Below are 23,351 nucleotides of genomic sequence, written 5' to 3'. Positions count from 1 at the left end.
ACGGTCAGCCCTCCATCACATAGCCGTGATGGGCGATCTCGATCGTCTCCATCGCGACCTTCGGCGATTCCGGGGTGAAGGAGGGACCGGTCCAGCGAACGGGCACGACCTCCAGCAGCCCCCACTGGGCCACTTTCTGCCCGTCCCCGGTCCGCGCCTCGATGTGCGCCGTCTTGCGGCTGAACCCGGTCGTCATGGTGGCGAACCAGCGGGCCACCTTCTCGGTCTCCTTGGTCAGCGGCCTGGACAGCTTCACGTTCGAGTACTTCAGCCGGGTCGGCAGCTGCCACAGATGCCCGTTGTTGCCGCCCTCCTCGCGCGTTTCGAGCACCACTTCGCAGCCCAGTCCATCGCATGTGTTGAACGACCCGAGCTCGATGTCGTCGATCGTGACGACGAAGCAGACGCTGACGGCGGGATCGTCGTCCTGGGCGGTGGCCATGGCACGTACCTCTCAATTCCCTTTGGTGTCGCAGTCGTTGGCGGTGCCGTTCATCAGTGCCGGGTGTTGATGAGAAACCCCGCTCGCTCGCGTTCCAGCCGCAGATCCGCCTTGAAGAGCCGGCTGAGCGGCGTGTACAGGGCGCGTACCAGCTCATCGGTGACGACGGGCGGCCCGCCGGGAGCGGCCGCGGAAGCGCCCGGAGCGCCGCCGGCCCCGGCCAGGGGGCTGGAGTCCGGTTCGGATTCCGGTACGGGCTCGGGCCCTGGTTCGTCTTCGGGTTCGGATACGGATGCGGGTTCGGGGTCCTGGGGTGGCTCCGGAGGCGGCGGTTCCGCGGTCTCCGTCTCGCGCTGGACGACGGGTGTTGCGGACGAGTACGGCGATGACGGGGATGACGGAGATGACGGCGAGCGGAACACCACACTGCCGTCCGCCATCCGCTGAGCCACCCCCGCAGCCACGGCGACCGAACCGGCGGAGGCGGTACGGCTACCGGAAGCCGGCAAGGAACGAGGCACCGGCGGCCCCCCGACTGCCCGACGCTGCGGGGCGGGAGGCGCGGCAGTCCGTTGCAGAGCTGCCGGTACGGGTGCCGATGCCACGACCGACGGCACCCCTGACGCGACGGACGTCCAGCGCACCGGAACGACATCGGGCGGGGACGCGGGTACGGACACCGGACTCGTACTGACAGGTGGAGACGCAGCCGCACCACTCGCGACGGAACGCTGCACGGCGGCGACGCTCTCCCTTGAGCCGCTTGAGCCGCTTGAGCCGCTTGAGTAGCCGGAGTAGAGCGTCACGGGCCGGTCGGCGAGCAGCGGCGCGACCGGAGCGGTGGCCGGGGGCGGTGCCATGGGTGCCGGTGTGGGCGCATCCGGCTCGGGTGTCGGCTCCGGGGCCACGGGCGCCTTCTCCCGGACCTCAGGGACCTCGGGAGCCTCCACGCTCCGGGCAACCGGAACCGGAACCTGAACCGGAATCGCCCCCGTCTCCGTCTCCGTCCCTGCCCCCGTCTCCGGGGAGGCAGCGGTGGCGCGGTGCTGTGCCGTGGGCGGCAGGGCCGACATGGGCGCACCGAGACCGGGCACTCTCCGAGCCGGTTCGGCCACCGGAGGCGTCTGCGCACGCTGAACAGCCGACGACGGCGGCTCCGGAGCGGGGCTCGAAGCCGGTGCCAAGGCCCGCTCGCCGACCAGTTGACGTACCGGCAACTCCGCCGCAGCAGCCGACTCCCCGGCCGAAGTCATCGCGGGCGCACCACCGCTGACCACACGCTGTACAGAAGCGGAATCGGCAGCGGGACCGTCAACAGGCACAGGAACGGAAGCAGAAGCGGAAACAGAAGCGGGTCCGGGAGCGGACGAAGCAACAGGCACGGACGGCACAGCCCTGCCCCGACCAGGAAACTCCACCGCCCGCTGCACCGGCGAAGGCCGGTCCACCGCCACCGGAGCAGTGATCGCGTGCACAAGCCCCGTGGGCGCATCCGGGCTGACCAGATGCCCGAGAGGCGTGCCGAGTACGGTGTCCTGCCGCGTGGAGAGCGATCCCTCGAACCCGGAGGGATCGATGACCAGATCCTGACCGCCCAACGTCCGCTGGAGGGGCGGAAGTCCACTCAGGTCGACCCGCTCGCGCCGTACGGCGTCCGGAGCAGCGGTTTCCCGGGCAGCCGTCGCGCCCGTCTCCGTACGCCCGCCACCGCGCAGCCAGGACATCAGGCCCATGGATTCTCCGCCCTCCCCGCGCTCTTCGCTACTGCCCGTTGAGGCGAGCGATCTGTGCGACGAACCTCAGTCGTTCCGGGTGCTCCAGGTCCAGCAGCTCATCGAGCGGCCAGTGGAAGTGGTAGGCGAGGTACGCGACCTCCTCGTAGAGCAGGTCGGCCGCGTACGTCACGATTCCCCCAGGCGACCACCGGCGACATCCACCGCGAACTCCTCCTGGCAGGACGGACAGGTCACGGCGGCGCGGGTGTGGCCCTCGGCGTTGATCCGCCGGTAGAAGTCCTGCAGAAAGGCCAGGTCGGAGGCGAAGAGGTCCTCGATGATGCCGGGGTGGATATCATCGATCGTGCCGATCCGCGTGACGACCCTCGCGATGAGTACGACCGAGAGATACGCGGAGTTCTCGCGCACCCGGTCGTCCCGCAACGGCACCAGTTCGTCGCGGGCGGTCGCGAGGCGCATGACGCCACTGCGGTGCACGACGCCCGCGTCGTCGACGTACCCACGGGGCAGCTCGAAGGCGAACTCGGTACGCAGGGTGTCCCGTTGGCCGGACCGTTCGAGAGTCGCAGTCGTAGCGGGAGATGCTGCTTGGGCCTGGGCTTGGGCCTGGGCCTGGGACGTACGCCGCATCAGTCGACTTCCATGCTCTCGTACGTGATCGCGAGCTTCTCCGTCAGGACCGAGGTGTCACCGGCCTTGAGGGTGCCGATCTCCAGCGACTTCGGCCAGGCGTTGATGAGCTTGTAGCGCTTGATGGCGACGCCCTCGTGGTCGTACACGATGACCGCACCGTTTCGGCGGGCCGCGGTCATCCGGCCGAAGCGGGAGTCCTTGATCCACCGTTCGAAGCTGTTGTCCTCGGTGAGGCCCCGGGTCACGGTCACCTCCCCGGCCTTCGGCCGGCCCGGGAGCTTCTTGATGGCGTAGCGGCCGTCGGCGGTGTTCTGCTTCAGCTCGATGACGTCCTGCTCCATCTTCAGACCACTGACCTCGGTGATCTGCTTGATGACGACGCTGTCGAATTCGAGGCCGAAGGAGGCCCCGACGGTGCTGTCGAGATCGGGAAGTGGCACAACAGGCTCCTTTACCGCTCTACCGCTCTACCGCTTACTTGCTCTACCGCTCTTGCCGCTCTTGCCGCTCTTGCCTCTTGGAGGGCCTCAGGGCGCCCGCGCTATTCGTCGACACCGCCGGTGCCTCCGGTCATCTGGGAGAGCCGGAAGACGACGAACTCGGCCGGCCTGACCGGTGCCACCCCGATCTCGCAGATGACCTGACCTGCGTCGATGCTCTCCGGCGGGTTGGTCTCACGGTCACATTTGACGTAGAACGCCTCTTCCGGGGTGAGCCCGAACAGCGCGCCCCTGCGCCATTCGTTGACCAGGAACGCCGAGACCGTGCGCCGGATACGGGCCCACAGGGCGTCGTCGTTCGGTTCGAAGACGACCCACTGCGTGCCGGCGAGGATCGACTCCTCCAGGTAGTTGAAGAGGCGCCGGACGTTCAGATAGCGCCAGGCCGGGTCCGAGGCCAGCGTGCGCGCGCCCCAGACCCGGATGCCGCGGCCGGGGAAGGACCGGATGCAGTTCAGCCCGATCGGGTTGAGCAGATCGTGTTCGCCCTTGGTCAGCTGGGTCTGCAGGGCGACCGCCCCTCGTACGACCTCGTTGGCCGGGGCCTTGTGCACACCGCGCGACTCGTCGTTACGGGCCCAGACCCCGGCGATGTGGCCGCTCGGCGGGACCAGCTGTGCGCGCCCCGAGGACGGATCGGCCACCCGGATCCAGGGGTAGTAGAGCGTGGCGTACTTGGAGTCGAAGTTGGCGCGGTCGGTGCGCCAGGCCCGGATCTGCTGCGGGCTGAGTCCGGGCGGCGGGTCGAGGATGGCGACGCGGTCGCCCATCAGCTCGCAGTGGCTGATCAGCCCCTGCTGCACGGCGACGACCGACTCCAGGTCCAGCAGCCCGCGTTCGTACGAGCTCATCAGGTCGGGCACGGCGATCGTGGTGACCTCTTCGACGGCTTCGAGCCCGCCGATGCCGGTCCGGCGGTCGGGATCGCCGACGTACAGCTCGGGGGTCAGCGCCCCGGCGCCGGGTGACGCGGGCGCCGCGGGGGCCAGGGTCACGGTCTGCGGCCCGGGCCTGGCAGGAGCGGCGCCGCGGCCGGACTCCCGTATCTCGATCAGCTCGGACTTGGCATTGACGCGGGTGGCGACGTTCTCCTTGCTGCGCTTGGTCGTGACGCTCGGGTACGTCTCCGCGACCTGCCCGTCGCGCCTCACGATCAGCTGGAAGACATCGGACGGCGGATCGTCCCCCTCCGCCTCGGTCACCTCGACGGTGATCTCACCGGCCGCGCCGCGCCGGGGCTTCACGGCGTACGGGCCGAGCTGTGTCTCCGACCCGGCGGGCAGCTGTCCGGCGGCCGCGTCGTTCCCGTCCTCGGCCGGGGGCTCGGTGCCGTCACCGATGCGCACCACGTAACAGACACCGCCGCCGTTGGTGAAGAACCCGTGGACGGCGGAGGCGAGGTACGTACCGTCGACGAAGTCACCGAATGTGCCGGCGAACTGGCTCCAGTTCGTGATCAGCGTCGGCTCGTCGAACGGGCCCTTCTGCGCGAAGCCGATGAAGGCGGCGACCGAGGTGCCCACCCCTTCGATCGGCCGGGATCCGGACTCGATCTCTTCGACGTAGACGCCCGGGGACAAGTACGACGGCATATGAGTCTCTCCTTGGCCGGGAACGCCCGCAATTCTCGCGACAGCAGCGATCACCGGGAACGGACACACGGCCGCCCTCCCGTGCACCGGCCGATGCCCGATCAGGCAACGTCCTCACGCCGCCCGACCCAGCGGGCTCTGCCCCCGGCCGCCGTCCGCACGCGCTGCGTACGCGGCCCACGGCCCCCGCACCCTGGGACGGCGGCAGCGCCATGTGCGCCGAGTGCCGACTGTCCGGGGACGCGGTGGACCGGGAGGGCGGATGAAGGCGGTTCCGGGGAAGGACCCCGCCTCTGCCCACGCCCAGGACACTGCCACGCGTACGGACGTCTCCCGTACGACGACGCCACCGGAGCGCCCGCCGGGAGACCGCCCCGCCCCCGCACCCGGCCTGCGTGGCCTGCAACGACTGCAACGCGCGGCAGGCAACGCGGCCGTCTCCGGCCTGGTGGCCCAGCGCTACACGGCCCCGGTGAAACCCTCCCCGGCCCAGGCACCCGGTTTCCGCAAGGTCAAGGCCGATGTGACAGCGAAGAAGGTCCGTCTGGCCCACCACGCACCCGCCGCCACCGAGTCCAGGTCGGCGCAGGACGCGGCGGTCGCGCCCCCCGACGACAGGGAGGCGCAGGGCAAGGCGGCCAACGCGGAGAAGATGAACGCGGCGAAACCGGGCGAGTTCAACAAGCAGGCGTTCATCGATGCGGTGAACAAGGCGATCGACGCGCAGGCCCCGAAGAACCTCGACGACGCGGACAAGTTCTCCAAGTCGGGCAAGGTCGACAAGATCAAGGACGAGGTCGACGGCAAGGTCTCCGACGGCAAGGAGAAGTCCGCCAAGGACATCGACACGGCGACGAAGGCACCGCCGGACACTTCGGCGGCCAAGGAAAAATCCGTCACCCCCCTCACCCCTGACCAGCCTCCGCCCAACCCCGGCGCCCCCTCCGCCACCGACGCGATCCCGGCCGAGCAGCCGGCCTCGGTCACGGACTTCTCCCCGGGCCCCGCCGAGAACGACAAGGCCATGGCGGACGCCGAGGTCACCGAGGACCAGCTCGCCAAGGGCAATGAGCCGGAGTTCGACCAGGCCCTGTCCGCGAAGAAGACGGCCGAGACGGACTCCGCGAAGGCCCCGGCCAAGGGCAGGGCGGCCGAGGCCCGGCAGCTCACCACCGCGAGGACGAACGCGGCGGCCTCCGGCGCCCAGGCCATGACCGCCCTGACCGCCACCCGTGCTTCGGCGGGCAAGCAGGTCGACGGCGGCAAGGGCGAAACGAAGTCGAAGGACGAGAAGAAACGCGCCGAGGTCACCGCCAGGCTGCGGAAGGTCTACGACGCAACGAAGAAGGACGTCGAGACGACTCTCTCCGACCTGGACAAGAAGGTCGACGCCGCGTTCACCTCGGGCGAGAAGGCGGCCCGGGACGCGTTCACCGCCGACCACAAGCTCCGCATGAAGGCGTACAAGGACAAGCGGTACTCGGGCTGGACCGGCAAGGCCCGCTGGGTCAAGGACAAGTTCGCGGGCCTGCCCGAGGAGGCCAACAACCTCTACCGGGAGGCCCGCAAGCTCTATGTCTCCCGGATGCGGGGCGTCATCTCCTCCGTCGCCGACATCATCGGCACCGAACTCGGCAGGGCCAAGGCCCGCATAGCCAAGGGTCGTACGGAACTGAAGGCCGAGGTGGACAAACTCCCCGCGGACCTGCGTCAGTTCGGCGAGGACGCGGCGAAGGACTTCGCGGGGAAGTTCGACGACCTCGAAGCCACGGTCAACGAGAAGTCCGAACAGCTCGTCCAGGACCTCGCGACGAAGTACACCGCGGCGCTCAACAAGATCGACGAGGAGATCAAGAAGCTCCAGGAGGCCAACAAGGGCCTGATCGACAAGGCGAAGGACGCGATCGTCGGCGTCATAAAGACGATCAACGAACTCAAGAACCTCCTCCTGGGCATCCTCGCCAAGGCCGCCTCCGCGATCATGAAGATCATCAAGGACCCGATCGGCTTCCTGGGCAACCTCGTCCGCGCGGTCGGCGCCGGCCTCAACCTCTTCATCACCAACATCGCGGACCACCTCAAAAAAGGCGTCGTCTCCTGGCTCCTGGGCACCGCGGTCAAGGCGGGCCTCGACCTCCCCCAGAAGTTCGACCTCCGGGGCATCATCCAGCTCATCGCCTCCCTCCTCGGCCTGACCTGGGCCAACATCCGCGCCCGCATCACCCGCAAGGGTGTCCCCGACCAGGCGATGACAGCGGTCGAACAATCGGTCCCGGTAGCCCAGACCCTCGCCCGCGAGGGCCCGGCAGGCGCGGTCAAGGAGATCACCGAGGAAGCCGGCGACCTCAAGGCCACCATCCTCGAAAAGCTCACCGGCTATCTGATCCCGACGGTCATCGTCGCGGGCATCACCTGGATCCTCTCCCTCCTCAACCCCGCATCCGCCTTCGTCCGCGCGGTCAAGGGGATCATCGACATCGTCACGTTCATCGTGAACCAGGGCGCCCAGATCGTTGAATTCGTGGGCGCCGTCCTCGACGCCGTCATAGCCATAGCCAACGGCGGCTCGGCAGGCGTCCCCAAGATGGTCGAAGCGGCCCTCGCCGCCGGCGTCCCGTTGCTGATCGGCTTCCTCGCCTCACTCCTCGGCATCGGCAGCCTCGCCAACAAGGTGAAGTCCGTCTTCCACGCCGTCGCCCGCCCCGTGAACCGCGCCATCGACAAACTCGTGGCCTTCATGGTCAAGGCAGGCAAAAAACTCTGGGCGAAGCTCAGAGGAAAGGGAGGAAAGAACGACAAGAAAGACCCCGCAAATTCCACCGACTCCCGGAAGAGCAGGGATGTGAAGGACGAGGCCCGCAGAATGCTCGCCCAACACACTGCCTCACCACCGACAGACGAGAAGGAACTGGACTTCATCATCTCCGGCGTTGCAACCACACTTCGCCCTCACGGCCTCAAGTCCCTGCGCGCAGAGAAATCCAGCAATAATCCAGCAGAAATCAGGGTGATAGCAAAGGCCAGCCCAGAGGAACAGGTTGCCAAAGTCTCGCTCTTGAAGCCCGAGATCGACAAGTACTTGCCAAAGCACGGCACCAAGCTTGCCGGAAGCATCAAGGACCATTGGTGGAAGGAGCAGCTCAAAGAAACGAAAGCTTGGGACAGCATAGGGGTACTGGATAAATTCGAGGACTCCGCCATTGAATATTTGCGCGAATCAGCCACGCACGAAAACCTCAAAGGATACTTCGATCCGACGAAGAATGGCGGAACGAATCGCATCAAAAGCGCCGAAGCGGACTCATTCAAGCAGTACGCACTGCATCAGCTGGACCCAAATCCGAATCACTCGACTCGACCTGCGTTCTACGAGAAGGCAGGCGATGCTGCCGTTGAAAAGCTCAAGGCCGGTGCAAATAGCGCGACCACAACCGACTCCAACTTGAACGATAAACTCACCAAGTTGAGATTCGGGGCCGACAGCCAGTACGGGAGGTTCTCTTCCCTACCCGTAGCCAAACGCGAAGTGGACCCGCGCCTCAAGGCAGCTTCCGGAGGAGGGCGCATCCTCAAGTTCCTCAAGGAAATGGCGGCCGGCGGCCGATCCGGCGACCTCAGCCTGTCCGATCTGAAGCAACTTTGGGACGAAAAGGGGATTGGCGAGAACCCGCACAGGAAATGGCTCAAGGATGAATTTCGCGCACTGGCCGACGGCCACCACGAGTGGATCCCCACGGATCAGCTGCTCAAAATACTGGACATGGACATGCAGCAAGCGAACACTCGACGGTCTACCGGGTGGATCGACCTCCAGGATGACCTACGGTCACTCACCACCGATGTGATCTGGGAGATACGCCTCACGGACAACATGACTCAGGTCGACAGCCACGACATGGATGCCCACGTAGGGGCATTCATGACTCACAACGGAAACCCGATCTATAACGGTAGAGACAAAAAGTGGCATGACAGTCTGCGCGGATACTTCAAGGATTTCATCAACAACGATTCGAACGGAACCCCGGCCCAGTTTCTTGCAGAGTTGCGCAACTTACTGGAAGCGGGGAAGTTGATGTGGGACGGGAACACCTCCCAATTTTCCGATAAGCAGAAGAAGCTCAAGATAGTGGCAATCTATAAATCGATACTCATCGAGCCCGCCCGCATCGGCGAGGCAGCCCAAAAAGCGAACCCCTTTGACGTCGAGGAACTGGGTGCCGCCCAGGAAGCGGCCTTCACTCGTCTGCGCCACAAGCTGGATACACTGATCGCGAAATATTCCTGAACGGAGCGCATGTATGAATTCGGATCTGGATCCCGCAGTTTCCAAAGCGATGGCCCGCGCCATCGGGCATGAGCCGCCATTCACTGGTACGGAATACGAGGGGATCCAGGACCTGCACATCCGGAACTCCCGCGACCTGAGGGGGCTGGATCGGTGCAGCTCACTTGAGATACTGGTACTCGTGGCATGCGACCCGGTGCGCACGGAACAACTATCGGATCTTGATTCCCTGCGCTCCATCACTGTCAGAGACAGCGGAATGGATTCCGTCTCGGGGCTATCCGACCTCTCGCTTCTCAGCTGCTATGCACCGCGAAATTTAATCCACGACATCACCTCGCTGATGTCGATTCCAAGATTGCTCAACTTGGATCTGACGGGGAATCCCCTGTCCGAGGAATCATATCGCCGCCTCGTTCCGCAACTCGTCGAAAAGGGATGTCGCGTTATCCTTTCGAACGAGTTCGAGTGGAACCTCACGCGGTATCTCCACGCCAAAGGAGTCCCCGTATCCTGCTACATGAGCCAACAAGGCTATAGGCTTTGCCGCCCCGGGTTGAAGCTGACCGATTCTCCCGAATACGCCCACCCTGTGGTTCAAAAGAGTGACGTCGAGTCGCTCTTCGAAGGCGACCCCCGGAGAGTCCTCCAATATTTCGAGAACGAGGACCTGATCCCTTTTTCCTGAAAGTCCTGAGCCAATGTCAAGACCGCGGTCGAAGTGCCACGCCCCGCCCGCGCAACGCGGGTGCGGGCCGGCTCGCCGGGAGTCTCGGTCGGCGACCTGATCACAGGCGTCGAGCGCCGGTCGGATGATCCAGGACACGCTGGACGTCTGGTTCGCGTATCGGCACTTCACTCTTTCGGTGAGCGGCTGCCCGTTCCGGCTCCCGGCTCGCCGCCAGTATGCCAGCGTACTAGTATGCATACATACTGTCGGGTGAGGTTCCATGCCCTGGCGTCTTGAGATGGTGGGAGAGGTTCGCGAATGGTTGCTCCAGCTCAGGAAGGACGATCGCGACACGGCACGCCTCGTGGGGCAGGCGATTCAGGCCCTCATCACGGAGGGGCCGGACCTGGGGCGCCCCTTGGTGGACAGAATCAAGGGAGCGTCGCTCCACCACCTCAAAGAGCTCCGGCCCGGCTCCACAGGAAGCAGCGAGATCCGGATTCTGTTCGCCTTCGACCCCGAGCGCATTGCGGTGCTCCTGGTCGCCGGAGACAAGTCGGGAGAATGGACCCAGTGGTACCGCCGGTCGATCCCCGTCGCCGAGGAACGGTACGACGAGTGGCTGGCGCACATGGCCCAACGGCAGAAAGGCACGTCGGAATGACCACTTTCCACTCCTGGGACGAAGTGAAGCACGAGGTCTTCGATGCCGAGGATCTCGAAAAGATCGAACTCGGTGCCCGACGTATGGTCGCCGAGGCACGGGCGCACCGGCTGGTCGAGATGCGCAAGGAGCTCGGGCTGACACAGAGCGACATGGCTGACCGCATGCATGTGCGCCAGGAGCGCGTGTCCGCCATCGAGCGTGGCCGGACGACAGCCACGGAGGTGGGGACGATCGCGGCCTATATTGCGGCTCTGGGCGGTCAGTTGGAACTCGTGGCCGACTTCAACGGTTCCCGCGTGGTGATTGCTTGAAGGGGCGCCGGGCGTGCGGCTTTCTCCCGATCTCCAGTGGGGATGTCAGGCATCGGACACCACCCGAACCGGGAGCGGCTCCAGACCGTTGATGAAGTTCGGGGCTGCCCGCCCCCGGCGGCAGTGTCACGCCAGCAGTCCCAGATACGGTCCGAACTCCGACGCCAGCGTCAGGCGGCCCAGTTTCTGGTACTCGCGCTGGATCGCGTGGATCAGTGTCGGCATCGTCACCGGCTCGCCCGTGTCCGCCGCCAGGTACGCGGACGTGACCGCGATCGAGCGGATGTTGCCGCCGGCCAGCTCGAAGTTCTCCGCGCAGAAGGCGAGGTCGAGGTCCTTGCCCCGGGGGAGTACGGGGCCCAGGCAGCGTTCCCACAGCGACAGGCGCTGTTCGGGGTCCGGGACCGGGAAGTCGATGACGAGGTCGAGGCGGCGGGTGAAGGCGTCGTCCAGGTTGGCCCGGAGGTTGGTGGCGAGGATGGCCAGTCCGTCGAAGGACTCCATGCGCTGGAGGAGGTACGCGCTCTCGACGTTCGCGTAGCGGTCGTGGGCGTCCTTCACGTCCGAGCGCTTGCCGAAGATCGCGTCCGCCTCGTCGAAGAGGAGGACCCCGTTCACGCCCGCGGCCTCGGAGAAGATCCGCTCCAGGTTCTTCTCCGTCTCGCCCACGTATTTGTCGATCACCGTCGCCAGATCGACCGTGTAGAGGTCCAGGCCCAGATCCGCCGCGATCACCTCCGCGGACATCGTCTTGCCGGTGCCGGAGTCGCCCGCGAAGAGTGCCGATACGCCACGGCCCCTGCCGCCGCCTGGGCGCATCCCCCACTCCCCCAGGACCCGGTCGCGATGGCGCGCGCGGGCGGTCAGTTCGCGGAGCTGGGCGCGGGTGCCCGGAGGAAGGACCAGGTCGTTCCAGGTGACGGTGGGTTCGATGCGGCGGGCCAGCCGGTCCAGTCCTGCCGCGTTCTGGGCGCGGGCGCCCTGGCGGACGTGGTCGGGGGTGAGGGTGCCACCGTCCAGGTGAGTGGCCTCCGCGGCCCCCCGGGCGGCGCGGGTGATCTGTTCCGGGGTGAGGAGGAACGGCGAGAGCAGGCGGTCCACGTCGATGGTTTCGGGCACGGGGGCCTCGTACGCGTCGGCCCAGAGGGCGGCCCTGGTCGACGGTTCCACGCGCGGGGCGTGCAGGAGGAGGGGCGGGGCGGCGGACCAGGCCGCGTCCCAGGGGGCCCGGCCCACCAGGATCGTGGGGACCGGGGTGCCGGTGAGCTGCCGGAGGAGTTCCGGGTGTTCGCGGGAGACCGCGTCGAGAGGGGCGCAGACCAGGCCGGCGCCAGTCAGCCGGGCCTCACGGACCAGGGAGCGGACCGCCTCGGTGGGGGACGGGTCCTCGGCCAGCCGCGCCAGGTCCAACCCCAGGACCCGGCGGCCCGCGAGGGTCAGCGCGGAGGCTGCGAGAGCCGTGCCCGCGCCACCCTGGTCCTCGCGGAGGTAGGCGAGCGAGGCGCCCCCGGCGAGGGCCGCGGCCAGCGGGGCCGGATCGCCGACGCCCGGTACGGCGTGCCAGGGCGCGAGGAGATCCGCCAGACGCGGGTCGGCGGTGTCGTCGCCCAGCAGGTACGCGGTGACCCGGTCGGGGACACGGAGCGCGCGGCTCAGGAACGGACGATCCAGGTCCTCGACCAGGAGGAGGCGGCCCTCACGGAGCGGCGCGAGCGCCGACAGCCGGCCGCGTGCCGCCCGGTCGGCGGGGGACAGGCCACAGAGTCCCAGAGCCAGTCCGATGGACGGGCGGCGACGGGTGACGTCGTCGTTCAGATAGCCGTAGAACGCCTCGAAGCGGTCGTCGAGATCCGGTACGAGCGTGATGAGAAGGATCTCGACGTCGAGAGCGGTGAGCCCGAACTCCACGGCCAGGGCAGTGAGCCGGGAGGCTCCGGGCGGCCTCTCGGCCCACGTCTCGGGGGGCGCCTGGGTTCCCGTCTCGATCGGCCTCTCGTCGAAGTCCGGTACCGGGGACGGAAATGCGCGGGCCTCCTCCGCGTCCAGCAGGCGGGCGATGTTCTCATCCGTGAGGTAGAGGCCGCGGAAGGCGTCGTCCGGGTTCGGGTCGGTGCGTTGTCGGGCCTCGACCGCTCGTCGGATGCGCTGCTCCACCGCTACCGCGCGGGCGAGGAGATGGTGCAGGTTCGGGTCGCCCGCGGCTGTCATTCGGTGCCGCCCTCCGCCGTGTTGTCCGCCTCCGCGGCCTTGCGGTTCTCGGTGACGCGCAGAGTCAGGCCGCGCCGCCGTTCCGTGTCCGGGGCACGGGAAACACCACCGCCCGGACCACCCGGCCGGCCCGGACGCCCTCCGTACACCGGAAGTCCCCCGCGCCCCGGCGTCGCTTCGGACAACGGCTCGGCCCTCTCGGGTACGTCCCCGAACCGGGCCTGCAACCCCTCGTCCCCGACCGGCGGGCCGACCACATAGCTCGGCGACGCCGTCACCGGCACGCTGATCACCAGGTCCAGCGAGGGTTTCAGCTCACCGCCCAGCGCGCTCCACACATCGGCGAACGAGCGGTCCTCCGGCGGCGGCAGCGCGATCGACATCGGTACGGCCGCCCCGATCTCGGCCAGGGTGCCCGTCAGCCGCTCCGGCGGCAGCGCCTCGTACCGCAGCAGACAGCCAAGCAGCGACGAGAGCAGCCGGTGCTCGTCCTCCGGGCGCTTCGTCCATGCCGTGATCAGGTACGAAAGCTTGAAGAACCGGGGCGGGCGGCGGCGCGCGACGATCGTGCCGCGCTCGTCGTACTCGTTGTGCAGCCCCCGCTCGCGCCTGCGCATGTCCTCGCGGATGTCGTAGAGGTAGAGGTTGACCATGGGGGCGTTGACCTTCGCCGCCCACTCCCGGGTCGGAGCATCGAAGACCACCGCGATCTGGCCGCCTTCGAGCACCTCTGCCCTGATCAGGGCCCGTAGTACGTCGTCGACCTCGTGGATCACCCGATCCCTCCCGTACGGTCATCGGCGCTCATGCGCGCCCCGCGAAGTCCGGTGGCTGGAGATTCCGCTGGACCACCAGGACCGGTTTCTGCAGCCGGTCGAGGTCGCGCGAGTCCGCCCGCAGCGTGCGCGGGCCGAGCGTGTCCTTGCGCAGGACCAGGACCTGCACCTCGAAGGTGCCGTCGCGGCCCACCGTGGCGGTCGCTCCCTCGGGGGTGATGCCGATGTTCCACGTGAAACGTACGGTCGCTCCCGGCGGATAGTCCTTGCCGCGGGCCAGGACCGGCTGGCCCGGCTTGGCGACCTGTGGCGTGACGGTCAGCGAGGGCTTCAGGACGCGCAGCCGGTCGGTGTCCTGGTTGTCGGCCTTCCGGCGGTCGGGCAGCGTGCCGCGCACGGTGGCCCGTACATCCCCGGTGACGGCCGCGCGGTACGTCCCCGTCTGGGTCACCTCGATGCGGCCACCGGCCGGGATGGTGCACGGTTTCGCCGCCGTGCAGCGGGTCAGGGCAGGCAGGCTGCGGTCCTTCGTCCCGGGCGGTTTCGGCCAGGCCGAGTCGATGACCACGCCCGTCGCCGCGTCCGGTCCGGCATTGGTGACGGTGAGGCGGGCACGGGCCGGGCGGCCGGTGTACGTACGGTCCGGGCTGACGTCGACCTTGATCGCCACATCCGCGGAGGGCGGCACGGGGGCCTCAAGGACCTCGATCTGTGCCGTGTCCGTCCCCGTGTTGCCCGCCGAGTCGGTGGCCGAGCAGGTCACCGCGGTGCTGCCGACCGGGAAGAGCGAGCCGGAGGGCGGGGCGCAGGTCACCGGGAGCGTGCCGTCGGTGGCGTCCTGGGCGGTGGCGTCGTACGTCACGCGCGCACCCTGCTTGTCCTTGGCCCGGACGGTCAGGTCGTCCACGGTGACAACGGGCGCATCGATGTCGTTCACATCGATGTTGATCTGCTCCTGGAAGTCCGGATCCGCCGCCGCGGCCGGCCCGATCGTGTCCGTGCCCGGAGCCCGGGTGCCCATCAGGAACTGGACGGTGCAGGTCAGCCGGGTGCCCTGGGGCGCGTCCGTGGAGACATCGACGTTCTCCGCGAAGTGCGCCGTGTCGCCGCTGGTGATCTGCTGGGTGGGCGGGTCGAGACTGACGGACAGATGCGGATCGCAGTTGTCGAGGCGGTAGCTCACATTGGTGGGGAGGTTGCTGAATCCCTCGATGATGGCGTCCACGACGTCATTGCCCTCGATGCCTTCGAGCATCCGGCCGTTGGTGGCGGCGACCATGCGTCGGGCCTGGTCGGGCGGGTGCGGGTCGTCCTCGTACGGGGGTCTGCTGCCGTTCCCGTTGAGCCCGTCGCCCCGGTCGCTCGTCAGGTCGACCGCGATCAGCCGTACCCCCGCGTCCTGGAGGGCGAACTGCGCGTCGCTGAACGAACGGCCCATGCTGGGCTCATGGCTGGACGCATCGCCGACCAGCACGATGACGGGGCTCGAGTTGGGACGGAACACGGTCTGCCCGTTCCCGCCGTTGGCGAGCTTCCACAGGGCGTAGATCCAGTCCTCGGACGGGCCCTTGCTGAAGCCGCCCATGTCGGCCTGGAGCTGATCGACGCCCGTCTGGACCTCGCCGAGGTCGTACGTCAGTCCCTGAAAGACCTTGAAGCCGGCGTCGGGGTCGACTTCCTGATCGCCGAAGGTGGCCACGGCGAAGCGTGAATCCGCCTGCTCGTCACGGATCGCCTTCGTGATGTCGGGGATCCGCTCCTTCACCCTCCGGATCGGCGTTTCCATACTGCCCGTGCCGTCCACCAGCAGGATCACATCCGGACTCGGCGGAATCGCGGGCGTACGCACCTGCTTGGCCACGCCCGTGGAGCCGCCCGGATCGACCGCGTCGGTGAACTCGGCCGGGGTGACCCAGGGTTCGGGCACCACAGCCGACGGCACCCCGGACATGGCGGCCGAGCCGGAGCCGACAGCCGAGCCGGGGGCGATGCCGGTGGCCAAGAGGAGCAGGGCGAGCGCCGGGACACGGAGCAGGGCGAGGGTCCTGCGCCGGGCGGAGGACCGGGGCCGGGGAAACAGACCCGTCCGCGACCGCGACCGCTGCGTCCGCTGAAGCGGCTGGAACCAGCGCACGGAAGTCCTCCCCCACCCTCGGCCGATCGGCGTACCGCGGACCTCACGGTCCCGTACGCGCGGCCGCCCCGCAGCGGTGCGGAAGTCACACCCCCGGGAAGCGCCCACTGCCCTTTCGGGCAGCCGCGGGATGTGCCGCCCCCGGCGAGCGCCCCCGCACCGGACGGCTCAGATCAGGCCTTGCCGCATCGCGTACGCCACCGCGTGCGAGCGGTTCCGCAGCTGCAGCCGGGTCATCACGGAATGCAGCACGTTCTTGATCGTGCGCTCGGAGTAGGCCAGCTTCGTCGCGATGTCCGCGGTGTCGTACCCCTCCGCGACCAGGCGCAGCACGTCCACCTCGCGCGCCGCGAGACCGGTGAAGTGCAGGCCGCGCGGACCGAGCACCTGTCCCTGGAGGCGGCCGACCTCCTCCAGGAGTCTTCCCAGCAGGTCGGAGGGGAGATGGCCCTCGCCCCGCGCCACCGTCCCGATGACCTGCACCAGATGGTCCGGGGTCGACTCGGAGCGTCTGACGACACCGGCGACACCGCACTCCGCGGCGCTCACCAGCTTCTGCTCATCGATGTCCGTGGTGACGAGAACAGTGCGTGAGGTGCTGGTGCGCTGGATGTGGCGCAGCATCGTCAACACCTCCTCGTCGACCGTGTCCACGACGACGACCACGATCTGGGGTGAGGCGTCGCCCTCTCCCCATTCCGTCACGCCGACCTCGGGACGGGTCCGTAACTGACTGGCCACACCCGCCTGCGAGATCGGATCCTGGGCCCGTAATGCGACTGTGATGCGCTCCATGGCAATGCTCCCCCTGGGCAACAGCCGATGGCATCACACTGAACACAACCATCACGGCTGCTTTCGTGTGCCTCATTCGTCCTGAGGCGGTCAAACGATTCCCGCGTACACCTATCGGGAAACGGAAAAGCCGATCCGGGCACAGAATCTGCCCGGAAGTGTTCCTTCACGGCCGATGCCCGCGTTCGGCGCCGAACCTACGGTGCGCCCTATGAGTCTCACGGCAAGCCTCGACGATTCGTCCGTCACCGCCGCACCGGGCGAGGAGACGGCCCTCCCTCTGCGGATCCTCAACTCCGGCAGCACCGTCGAGGAGTACCGCTTCGAGGTGGTCGGTGCATGTGCCGCCTGGTCGACGGTGGAGCCGGCCACGCTGTCCCTGTACCCGGGCGACTCGCAGACGGTCTCTCTCGTGCTGCGCCCGCCCCGCGACTCGACCGTGCCCGCCGGGGAGACACCCTTCGGAATCCGGGTGGTGCCCACCAGCGAGCAGGGCGACACGGTGGTGCCCGAAGGCCGGGTGACCGTGCTCCCCTTCACCGAGACGACCGCCGAACTGGTGCCGCGCAGCTCGCACGGCGCCTGGCGCGGCAGGCACCAGCTCGCCGTCGACAACCGGGGGAACACCCCGGCCACCGTACGGCTGGGAGCACGGTCCGGTACGGAGCGGGCCCGGGTCTCCTTCGCGGCGGACGCACTGGAGATCGCGCCCGGCCGGGCGGAGTTCGGAAAGCTGCGGATCCGGCCGGCGAAGCGTGTGTGGCGCGGTACGCCGGTCACGCATTCCTTCCAGGTGGTCGCCACCCCGGATGTGGCGGAGGGTCAGGCCCCGGTCGCGCCGGTGGTCCTGGACGGCTCGTACCAGCAGGAACCGATCCTGCCGCGCTGGCTTCCCCGGGCGCTGATCACCGCGGCTGTCCTGCTGATCGCGCTGGTCGGGCTCTGGTACGCGCTGCTGCGGCCGGCCGTGAAGTCGGCGGCCCGGGAGGCGATCACGCCGGAGGCGGTCCGGTCGGCCGCGGCGGCCGACAGGAGCAAGTCCCCGGACGACGGCTCCACGGCCGGAACGGCATCGGGCGGGGGCGACTCCTCCGGTGCGAACGGGGGCTCGACCGGCCCCAGCCCCTCGCCGAGCCCCGGCGCTTCCGGCGGCTCGGCCGCCGCGGCCCCGACCAGTGCTCAGGTACAGGTCAGGGACTCGGTGGGCGGTGGTTCGAACACCTCCACGGCGCTGCAGGTGCCCAGCGGGCACACCTTCCAGCTGACGGACATCGTGGTCCAGAACCCGCAGGGCGACGCGGGAACGCTCGTGGTCTCCTCGGGCCGGGACGCGCCCGTGCTCCGGCTGGCGCTGGAGAACTTCCGGGACTCCGACTACCACTTCGTCACGCCGATCCTGGTGCCCGCGGGCGGCAAGGTCACCATGACCGTCGACTGCCGGAAGGTGGGCAAGCCGGTGAACGCGCCGACGCCTTCGCGGTGTGCGGAGTCGCTGTTTCTCGGCGGCACGATGCGGACGGAGACCGCGGGCTGACGACCGCGGGCTGACCACAGCGGCCCTGTCGCCGTACCCGTCAAGCGGGCGGAGCCTCTTCCTCCTCCTCGGCCCCCTCCTGCGCCCGCTGGACGAAGGAGCCCTGCACATCGGCCGGTTGCTCGTCCTCGTCCTCTGTCGCCGCCCGTTGCACAGCAGGCGCCGAGGCCGGGGCCGAAGCAGGGGCGGGTGCAGGGGCAGGAGCCGGGTCCGACAGCACCCGGTCCGCGTTCGCGACGGCCTCCCTTTCGAACCGGTCGGACGGATCGCTCACCCGGATGCCGCCGGGCGCCTCCGTACCCTCCACAGGGCCGCTGCGCTGCTGGATCACATGGGTGAGCTCATGCGCCAGCGTCGTACGGCCCTGCGGCGAGGACGGATCGTACGCGTCCCGCTGGAAGACCACGTTGTTGCCGACCGTGTACGCGTGGGCGCCCACGCCCTTCGCCGATTCGTGTGCGGCGGAATCGGTGTGGACGCGTACGTCGGAGAAGTCCGCGCCCATCCGTGCCTCCAGATCGGTGCGGGTATCGGTGTCCAGGGGCCGGCCTCCGCCCGATGCGACCACCTCGTGCACGGGGGAGCGCTCTTCCTCCTCCCGCCTCTGGAGCATCGACCCCACGGCGCTGTTGCCGACCGCCCGCTGGAGCGCGCTCATGCCGCCGGCCCCGACCACATCGGGCCGCCCGGCGGCCGCCGCACGGTAGAGGTGCGGGGTGTCCGCCGCCTCCCCGCGCTCGGTCGCCCTCGGCGCGTGCAGGGCCTCGTCGTGCTCCTGCCCGCGTCCGTGATCCCGCTCGTGGTCGTGCTCCCGGTCCCATTCCCGTACGTGCATCGTCGTCTCCCCTGACCGCGTCCGTCCTGACCACACCCCGGTCCAAGACGCGTCGTGATGGCCCACCACTCCACCTTCACGACGCGCCACTGCCCCGTCCAGCCCGGAGACCGCCGGCCGGGGGCAGCCGGTGCTGCCCCTTCGGGCATCCGGGACGGCCGCGGCCGCGTCGCCTCCTCGAACGGAATCCGGCGGCAAACGGCTGCATCGGCGGGCGGTGAAGTGGCCGCGCCGCACCGCCATCGGGATGATCGAAGGCATGACCAAGAGCAACAAGGGCCAGGACGTCACCCTGCGGATCGCCCAGCAGCCGGAGGCTGACGAACTCCTCGCCCGCAGCCCGCTCGCCGCCCTCGTCGGCATGCTGCTGGATCAGCAGGTGCCGATGGAATGGGCGTTCTCCGGCCCGTACACCCTGGCCGGGCGGATGGGCGGGGACGACCTGGACGCCCATGAGATCGCCGCGTACGACCCGGAGGCCTTCGTCGAACTCTTCACCGCCAAACCTGCTCTGCACCGGTACCCCGGCTCCATGGCCAAGAGGGTCCAGCAGTTGTGCCAGTACCTGGTGGCGGAGTACGACGGCGATGCGAGCGCGGTGTGGAGCGATGTCTCCAGCGGGGCCGAGCTGCGGAAACGGCTGAACGCCCTGCCGGGGTTCGGCACCCAGAAGGCACAGATCTTCCTGGCTCTGCTGGGCAAGCAGTTCGGGGTCCGGCCATCGGGCTGGCGGGAGGCCGCCGGGCCGTACGGCGAGGCGGGCTCGCACCGGTCGGTCGCCGACATCACCGGCCCGAAATCGCTCGCCGAGGTCCGCGCGTTCAAGCAGCAGGCCAAGCAGGCGGCCCGAGCGGCCAAACGCGCCGTGGACTCATAACAGCGCACCCTCCCCGGACACCCCCCGCCGCGCGCCCGCCGCTGTTCGACTACCGTCTGCGGCGGGCCGTACCGAAGAGCGAGCGCGAGATCTCCCGTCCCAGCTGTGTCCCCACGGACCGTGCCAGCGACCGGAACATCCCGCTCGCCACCACCTGTTCGACCAGCGAGGCATCCTCTTCGGACGCCTTCCGGGCCGCACCCGAGGAAGCTCCGTCTCCGGCCCGCTCCCCGCCCCTCACCGCCTCCTCCACCGCCGCCACGCCCGTCCCCCGCACATTCGCGTCCGGACCGCCGTCGGTGCCCCGACCCGGGCCCGGGCCCGCATTGTCGCTGTCACTCATCACGGCCCCTATTCCGGAATGCCCGCTTTTATGGCGTTCTTGCCAGCATTGCAGTCCCGCCCCATGGCTGCGCCCGGAGGCTCTTGCCCGGTAGGCTTTCCGTGTGATCTTCAAGCGCATCGGAAATGGGCGGCCTTATCCCGACCACGGCCGGGAAAGCACCCGACAGTGGGCGGATGTCGCGCCGCGCCCGGTCCGCCTCGATCAGCTGGTGACCACCAAGGGCAACCTGGACCTCGAAACCCTCCTCGCCGAGGACTCGACGTTCTACGGTGATCTGTTCGCGCACGTCGTGAAGTGGCAGGGCGACCTCTATCTGGAGGACGGACTGCACCGCGCGGTCCGCGCCGCGCTTCAGCAGCGCCAGGTTCTCCACGCCCGGGTGCTCGAACTCGGCTGATGGAGCCCGGCCGACTCGCTCCACGGACCCGCAGGCGCCATGGGCCGCTCCGGGGTTCGTTCGGGTGCATTCCCACCCGGACGGGTGCGATCCATTGATCATTTAGTAGGCATCATCACCAGGTCGCACTACGCTGCGCCCATGAGCATGCTCACTCCCCCCGGCATGGGCGGAAAGTACCGCATCACGGGCGACAAGTACCCGCGGATGCGCCGCCCCCGGCGTCGCGGCAAACTGATCCTCGCTGCCACCGCTTCCGTGGTTGCCCTCGGGCTGGCCGGCTGGGGCACGTTGCAGCTCATCGACGTCTTCACGGGCGGCGACAGGACGGCCACCGCCGCCGACCACAAGACGGACTGCGCCTCCGCCAAGCCGTCCGCGCCCGCACTGGCGCTGCCGAAGCCCGCGAAGATCACCGTCAACGTCTACAACGCGACGCCCCGCAGCGGGCTCGCCAAGAAGGCCGCCGACGAGCTGAAGAAGCGCGGTTTCACCATCGGCGAGGTGGGGAACGCCTCGGCCGCGTACGACAAGAAGGTCGCCGGTACGGGGGTGCTGCTGGGCGCCCCGTCGGCCACGAAGGGCTCGTTCCCGGTGCTCGGTGCGCAGTTGCAGGGGGCCGTTGCGAAGACCGACGCCCGCAAGACGGCGGACGTCGATCTGATTCTCGGTACGCAGTTCAAGGCGTTCAGCACGCCCCGGTCGGCCGCCGCGGCCCTCGCCGCACTGTCCGACCCGTCCCCCGCACCGTCCTGCTGACGGCTGCCGGGGCAACCCCGGCAGCCCAGCACATCCCGCCCGTGTCGTCCTAGTCGACCGTGCCGTACATCCGGTCGCCCGCGTCACCGAGGCCCGGGACGATGTAGCCGTTCTCGTTGAGCCGCTCGTCGACCGAGGCGGTGACCACGGTCACCGGCGTGCCCGCAAGCTCGCGCTCCATCACCTCGACGCCCTCGGGCGCCGCGAGGAGCACGACCGCGGTGACATCGTCCGCACCGCGCTTGATCAGCTCCTGGATGGCCGCGACCAGCGTGCCGCCGGTGGCCAGCATCGGGTCCAGGACATACACCTGGCGGCCCGAGAGGTCCTCCGGCATGCGCGTCGCGTACGTGGACGCCTGGAGCGTCTCCTCGTCGCGGATCATGCCCAGGAAGCCCACCTCGGCGGTCGGCAGCAGCCGCACCATGCCGTCGAGCATGCCGAGCCCTGCCCGCAGGATCGGTACGACCAGGGGGCGCGGGTGCGACAGCTTCACCCCGGTCGTCGCTGTGACCGGGGTCACGATGTCGACCTGTTCGGTGCGCACATCCCGCGTGGCCTCGTAGGCGAGCAGGGTGACCAGCTCGTCGGCGAGCCGCCGGAAGGTCGGGGAGTCGGTGCGCTTGTCGCGCAGGGTGGTGAGTTTGTGCGCGACCAGCGGGTGGTCGACAACGTGGATCCGCATGGGCTCAACAGTAACCGCGCCTCCCGTACCCGTGCGCTGGCATCAACCACACGTTCGGGGGGGAAGGTGAGGGCATACGGACCCAGCCTTGGGGTGATGAGCCGATGCCGGACGGTGAACAGCAAAAGCGGGGCCGGCCGGACACGCCGGTCCCTCAGGGTACGGAGGTCCCTCGGGACGCGCCGGACACGGACGCGGCGCGCCGTAGGCGGCGCGCCCAGTTCCTGCGCGAGCTTCACGAGGCGAAGGCGCTCCGCGACCGCGTCCAGCCGCGCCGGGCGAGGGCCGCCCGGATGCGCCAGGCCATGCGGATGCGGACCTTCCGCTGGTAGGTCGGACGGCGGCCCGGTGTCCCCCTGGTGGCGGCGTCCAGGAGAACTGATGGCCGACGCAACGGCCGAACTCCTCTCGCGAAGCCCTTGTTTCTGCCACGATTCCGATGGGCGGGACGCAGGACATCCGGGCCACCGGATGCCCTCCCGCCGGACCGACACCCCTATGACCAGTGGGAGAGTCACGGTGTACTTCGCCGCACTGCTCGCGCGCACCGAAGACGGGTGGGAAGCGAGCGACACGGAACTCGACGATGTGGAGACCCTGTCCGACCTGACGGATCTGGCCCGTGAGGCCTCGGTGGACGAGGACACCACGGTGCTCGTCTTCATCGAGCAGGAGGACGCCTGGTTCGGCGTCGTCCGGGTCGACGGTGAGGAGGACCCCCGTATCTTCATCTCGGACGCGACCGCCGCCGCCCGCTCCTCGTACGGGGAGATCCTGCTCACCGATGAACTGCTCGGCCGCGAACCCGGGGCCGAGGACACGATTGCCGCCCTCGAAGAGCTCGTCGGCCTCGACGGTACGGAGGACGGCGAACCGGACATCACCCCCGACAACGACAACGACAACAACGACGCTGACGACGACGGACTCGATGACGACGCGGTACCGGCGGGCCCGCTCGGTGACACCGGGATCCTGGCCGACCTCGGGCTCCCCGAGGCGGAGCTGCTGATGCTGCGCACGGACGCACTGGTGGAGATCGCGGACGCCCTGGGTGCGGCCGAGGTCCTGGAGACCGTCCGTTAGGGTCCGCGGGTGAGCGAACCACCGCACCCGCAGGGACCGCCGGAACCGCACGAACCCGTAGAAGAGCCGCACCAACCCGT

Annotated in this window: 24 protein-coding genes; 11 read left to right on the top strand and 13 right to left on the bottom strand. The window is 68.6% G+C overall.

All coding sequences use genetic code 11. The annotated features are described in order from the left end of the window. Positions 1-4: 4 nt before the first annotated feature. Both OG507_RS21405 and OG507_RS21400 read right to left on the bottom strand, forming a co-directional pair. Complete coding sequence (locus OG507_RS21405) at positions 5-442, bottom strand: phage tail protein (protein WP_327368810.1); 438 nt, start codon at positions 440-442, stop codon at positions 5-7. A gap of 53 nt (positions 443-495) precedes the next feature. Continuing rightward, the gene (locus OG507_RS21400; RefSeq protein WP_327368809.1) at positions 496-951 is read right to left on the bottom strand and encodes a hypothetical protein; all 456 of its coding nucleotides are present in this window, start codon (positions 949-951) and stop codon (positions 496-498) included. Positions 952-1,947: 996 nt separating this feature from the next. Between OG507_RS21400 and OG507_RS21395 the strand changes: the two genes are divergently transcribed. Further along, positions 1,948-2,217: a hypothetical protein gene (locus tag OG507_RS21395; RefSeq protein ID WP_327368808.1), complete on the top strand. Its 270-nt coding sequence runs from the start codon at positions 1,948-1,950 to the stop codon at positions 2,215-2,217. On the opposite strand, the gene OG507_RS21390 is transcribed toward OG507_RS21395, so the two are convergent. From OG507_RS21390 to OG507_RS21375, 4 genes are all read right to left on the bottom strand, one after another. Beyond that, the gene (locus OG507_RS21390; RefSeq protein WP_093896703.1) at positions 2,204-2,347 is read right to left on the bottom strand and encodes a DUF6760 family protein; all 144 of its coding nucleotides are present in this window, start codon (positions 2,345-2,347) and stop codon (positions 2,204-2,206) included. The two genes, OG507_RS21395 and OG507_RS21390, sit on opposite strands and share 14 nt — an antisense overlap. Next, entirely contained in the window at positions 2,344-2,808 is a 465-nt protein-coding gene (locus OG507_RS21385; RefSeq protein WP_327368807.1) for a hypothetical protein, read from the bottom strand. Before OG507_RS21385 ends, OG507_RS21390 begins: the two co-directional genes overlap by 4 nt. Next, positions 2,808-3,251 carry a phage tail protein gene (locus tag OG507_RS21380; RefSeq protein ID WP_266747442.1) on the bottom strand — a complete coding sequence of 148 codons (444 nt, stop codon included), beginning with the start codon at positions 3,249-3,251 and terminating at the stop codon, positions 2,808-2,810. Before OG507_RS21380 ends, OG507_RS21385 begins: the two co-directional genes overlap by 1 nt. 101 nt (positions 3,252-3,352) lie before the next feature. Then, the gene (locus OG507_RS21375; RefSeq protein WP_327368806.1) at positions 3,353-4,903 is read right to left on the bottom strand and encodes a phage tail sheath family protein; all 1,551 of its coding nucleotides are present in this window, start codon (positions 4,901-4,903) and stop codon (positions 3,353-3,355) included. Between the two features lie 262 nt (positions 4,904-5,165). Here OG507_RS21375 and OG507_RS21370 point away from each other — a divergent pair, with 262 nt between their 5' ends. From OG507_RS21370 to OG507_RS21355, 4 genes are all read left to right on the top strand, one after another. Continuing rightward, complete coding sequence (locus OG507_RS21370; RefSeq protein ID WP_327368805.1) at positions 5,166-9,191, top strand: phage tail protein; 4,026 nt, start codon at positions 5,166-5,168, stop codon at positions 9,189-9,191. Between the two features lie 13 nt (positions 9,192-9,204). Continuing rightward, on the top strand, positions 9,205-9,879 hold the full coding sequence (locus OG507_RS21365) for a hypothetical protein (protein WP_327368804.1): 675 nt from the start codon (positions 9,205-9,207) through the stop codon (positions 9,877-9,879). 262 nt (positions 9,880-10,141) lie between these two features. After that, positions 10,142-10,525 (top strand): type II toxin-antitoxin system RelE/ParE family toxin, encoded by a 384-nt coding sequence (locus OG507_RS21360; RefSeq protein WP_327368803.1) that lies wholly within the window; start codon positions 10,142-10,144, stop codon positions 10,523-10,525. After that, on the top strand, positions 10,522-10,839 hold the full coding sequence (locus OG507_RS21355; protein WP_327368802.1) for a helix-turn-helix domain-containing protein: 318 nt from the start codon (positions 10,522-10,524) through the stop codon (positions 10,837-10,839). The genes OG507_RS21360 and OG507_RS21355 overlap by 4 nt, the downstream gene beginning before the upstream one ends. Positions 10,840-10,965: 126 nt before the next feature. On the opposite strand, the gene OG507_RS21350 is transcribed toward OG507_RS21355, so the two are convergent. From OG507_RS21350 to OG507_RS21335, 4 genes are all read right to left on the bottom strand, one after another. Then, the gene (locus OG507_RS21350; protein WP_327368801.1) at positions 10,966-13,047 is read right to left on the bottom strand and encodes an ATP-binding protein; all 2,082 of its coding nucleotides are present in this window, start codon (positions 13,045-13,047) and stop codon (positions 10,966-10,968) included. After that, the gene (locus OG507_RS21345) at positions 13,044-13,823 is read right to left on the bottom strand and encodes a DUF4255 domain-containing protein (protein ID WP_327368800.1); all 780 of its coding nucleotides are present in this window, start codon (positions 13,821-13,823) and stop codon (positions 13,044-13,046) included. Before OG507_RS21345 ends, OG507_RS21350 begins: the two co-directional genes overlap by 4 nt. Positions 13,824-13,851: 28 nt before the next feature. After that, on the bottom strand, positions 13,852-15,957 hold the full coding sequence (locus OG507_RS21340) for an HYR domain-containing protein (RefSeq protein ID WP_327368799.1): 2,106 nt from the start codon (positions 15,955-15,957) through the stop codon (positions 13,852-13,854). Between the two features lie 168 nt (positions 15,958-16,125). Next, on the bottom strand, positions 16,126-16,752 hold the full coding sequence (locus OG507_RS21335) for a response regulator transcription factor (RefSeq protein ID WP_327368798.1): 627 nt from the start codon (positions 16,750-16,752) through the stop codon (positions 16,126-16,128). Between the two features lie 211 nt (positions 16,753-16,963). Here OG507_RS21335 and OG507_RS21330 point away from each other — a divergent pair, with 211 nt between their 5' ends. Further along, positions 16,964-18,286 (top strand): COG1470 family protein, encoded by a 1,323-nt coding sequence (locus OG507_RS21330; protein WP_327368797.1) that lies wholly within the window; start codon positions 16,964-16,966, stop codon positions 18,284-18,286. A 40-nt stretch (positions 18,287-18,326) separates the two neighbouring features. On the opposite strand, the gene OG507_RS21325 is transcribed toward OG507_RS21330, so the two are convergent. Further along, the gene (locus tag OG507_RS21325; RefSeq protein WP_327368796.1) at positions 18,327-19,121 is read right to left on the bottom strand and encodes an eCIS core domain-containing protein; all 795 of its coding nucleotides are present in this window, start codon (positions 19,119-19,121) and stop codon (positions 18,327-18,329) included. Between the two features lie 259 nt (positions 19,122-19,380). Between OG507_RS21325 and OG507_RS21320 the strand changes: the two genes are divergently transcribed. Continuing rightward, positions 19,381-19,998 carry an HhH-GPD-type base excision DNA repair protein gene (locus tag OG507_RS21320; protein ID WP_327368795.1) on the top strand — a complete coding sequence of 206 codons (618 nt, stop codon included), beginning with the start codon at positions 19,381-19,383 and terminating at the stop codon, positions 19,996-19,998. Positions 19,999-20,047: 49 nt separating this feature from the next. Here the strand turns inward: OG507_RS21320 and OG507_RS21315 are convergent, their stop codons facing one another. Beyond that, on the bottom strand, positions 20,048-20,341 hold the full coding sequence (locus OG507_RS21315) for a helicase HerA-like domain-containing protein (protein WP_327372248.1): 294 nt from the start codon (positions 20,339-20,341) through the stop codon (positions 20,048-20,050). A gap of 103 nt (positions 20,342-20,444) precedes the next feature. On the opposite strand from OG507_RS21315, the gene OG507_RS21310 reads away from it, so the two are divergent. Next, positions 20,445-20,741 (top strand): type II toxin-antitoxin system VapB family antitoxin, encoded by a 297-nt coding sequence (locus OG507_RS21310; protein ID WP_072488263.1) that lies wholly within the window; start codon positions 20,445-20,447, stop codon positions 20,739-20,741. A gap of 165 nt (positions 20,742-20,906) precedes the next feature. Then, on the top strand, positions 20,907-21,500 hold the full coding sequence (locus OG507_RS21305) for a LytR C-terminal domain-containing protein (RefSeq protein WP_327372045.1): 594 nt from the start codon (positions 20,907-20,909) through the stop codon (positions 21,498-21,500). 49 nt (positions 21,501-21,549) lie between these two features. Here the strand turns inward: OG507_RS21305 and upp are convergent, their stop codons facing one another. Continuing rightward, a complete protein-coding gene (gene upp / locus OG507_RS21300; protein ID WP_327368794.1) occupies positions 21,550-22,185 on the bottom strand; it encodes a uracil phosphoribosyltransferase in 636 nt (211 codons plus the stop codon). Positions 22,186-22,289: 104 nt separating this feature from the next. Between upp and OG507_RS21295 the strand changes: the two genes are divergently transcribed. After that, the gene (locus OG507_RS21295; protein ID WP_327368793.1) at positions 22,290-22,517 is read left to right on the top strand and encodes a hypothetical protein; all 228 of its coding nucleotides are present in this window, start codon (positions 22,290-22,292) and stop codon (positions 22,515-22,517) included. Positions 22,518-22,704: 187 nt separating this feature from the next. Further along, positions 22,705-23,271, top strand: coding sequence for a tRNA adenosine deaminase-associated protein (locus tag OG507_RS21290; RefSeq protein ID WP_327372044.1), 567 nt, complete (start codon positions 22,705-22,707; stop codon positions 23,269-23,271). Positions 23,272-23,351: the final 80 nt, after the last annotated feature.

Origin of the sequence: Streptomyces sp. NBC_01217 (genome assembly GCF_035994185.1) — a bacterium.
Taxonomy (GTDB): Bacteria; Actinomycetota; Actinomycetes; order Streptomycetales; family Streptomycetaceae; genus Streptomyces.
This window is presented reverse-complemented; position numbering and strand designations above follow the sequence as displayed.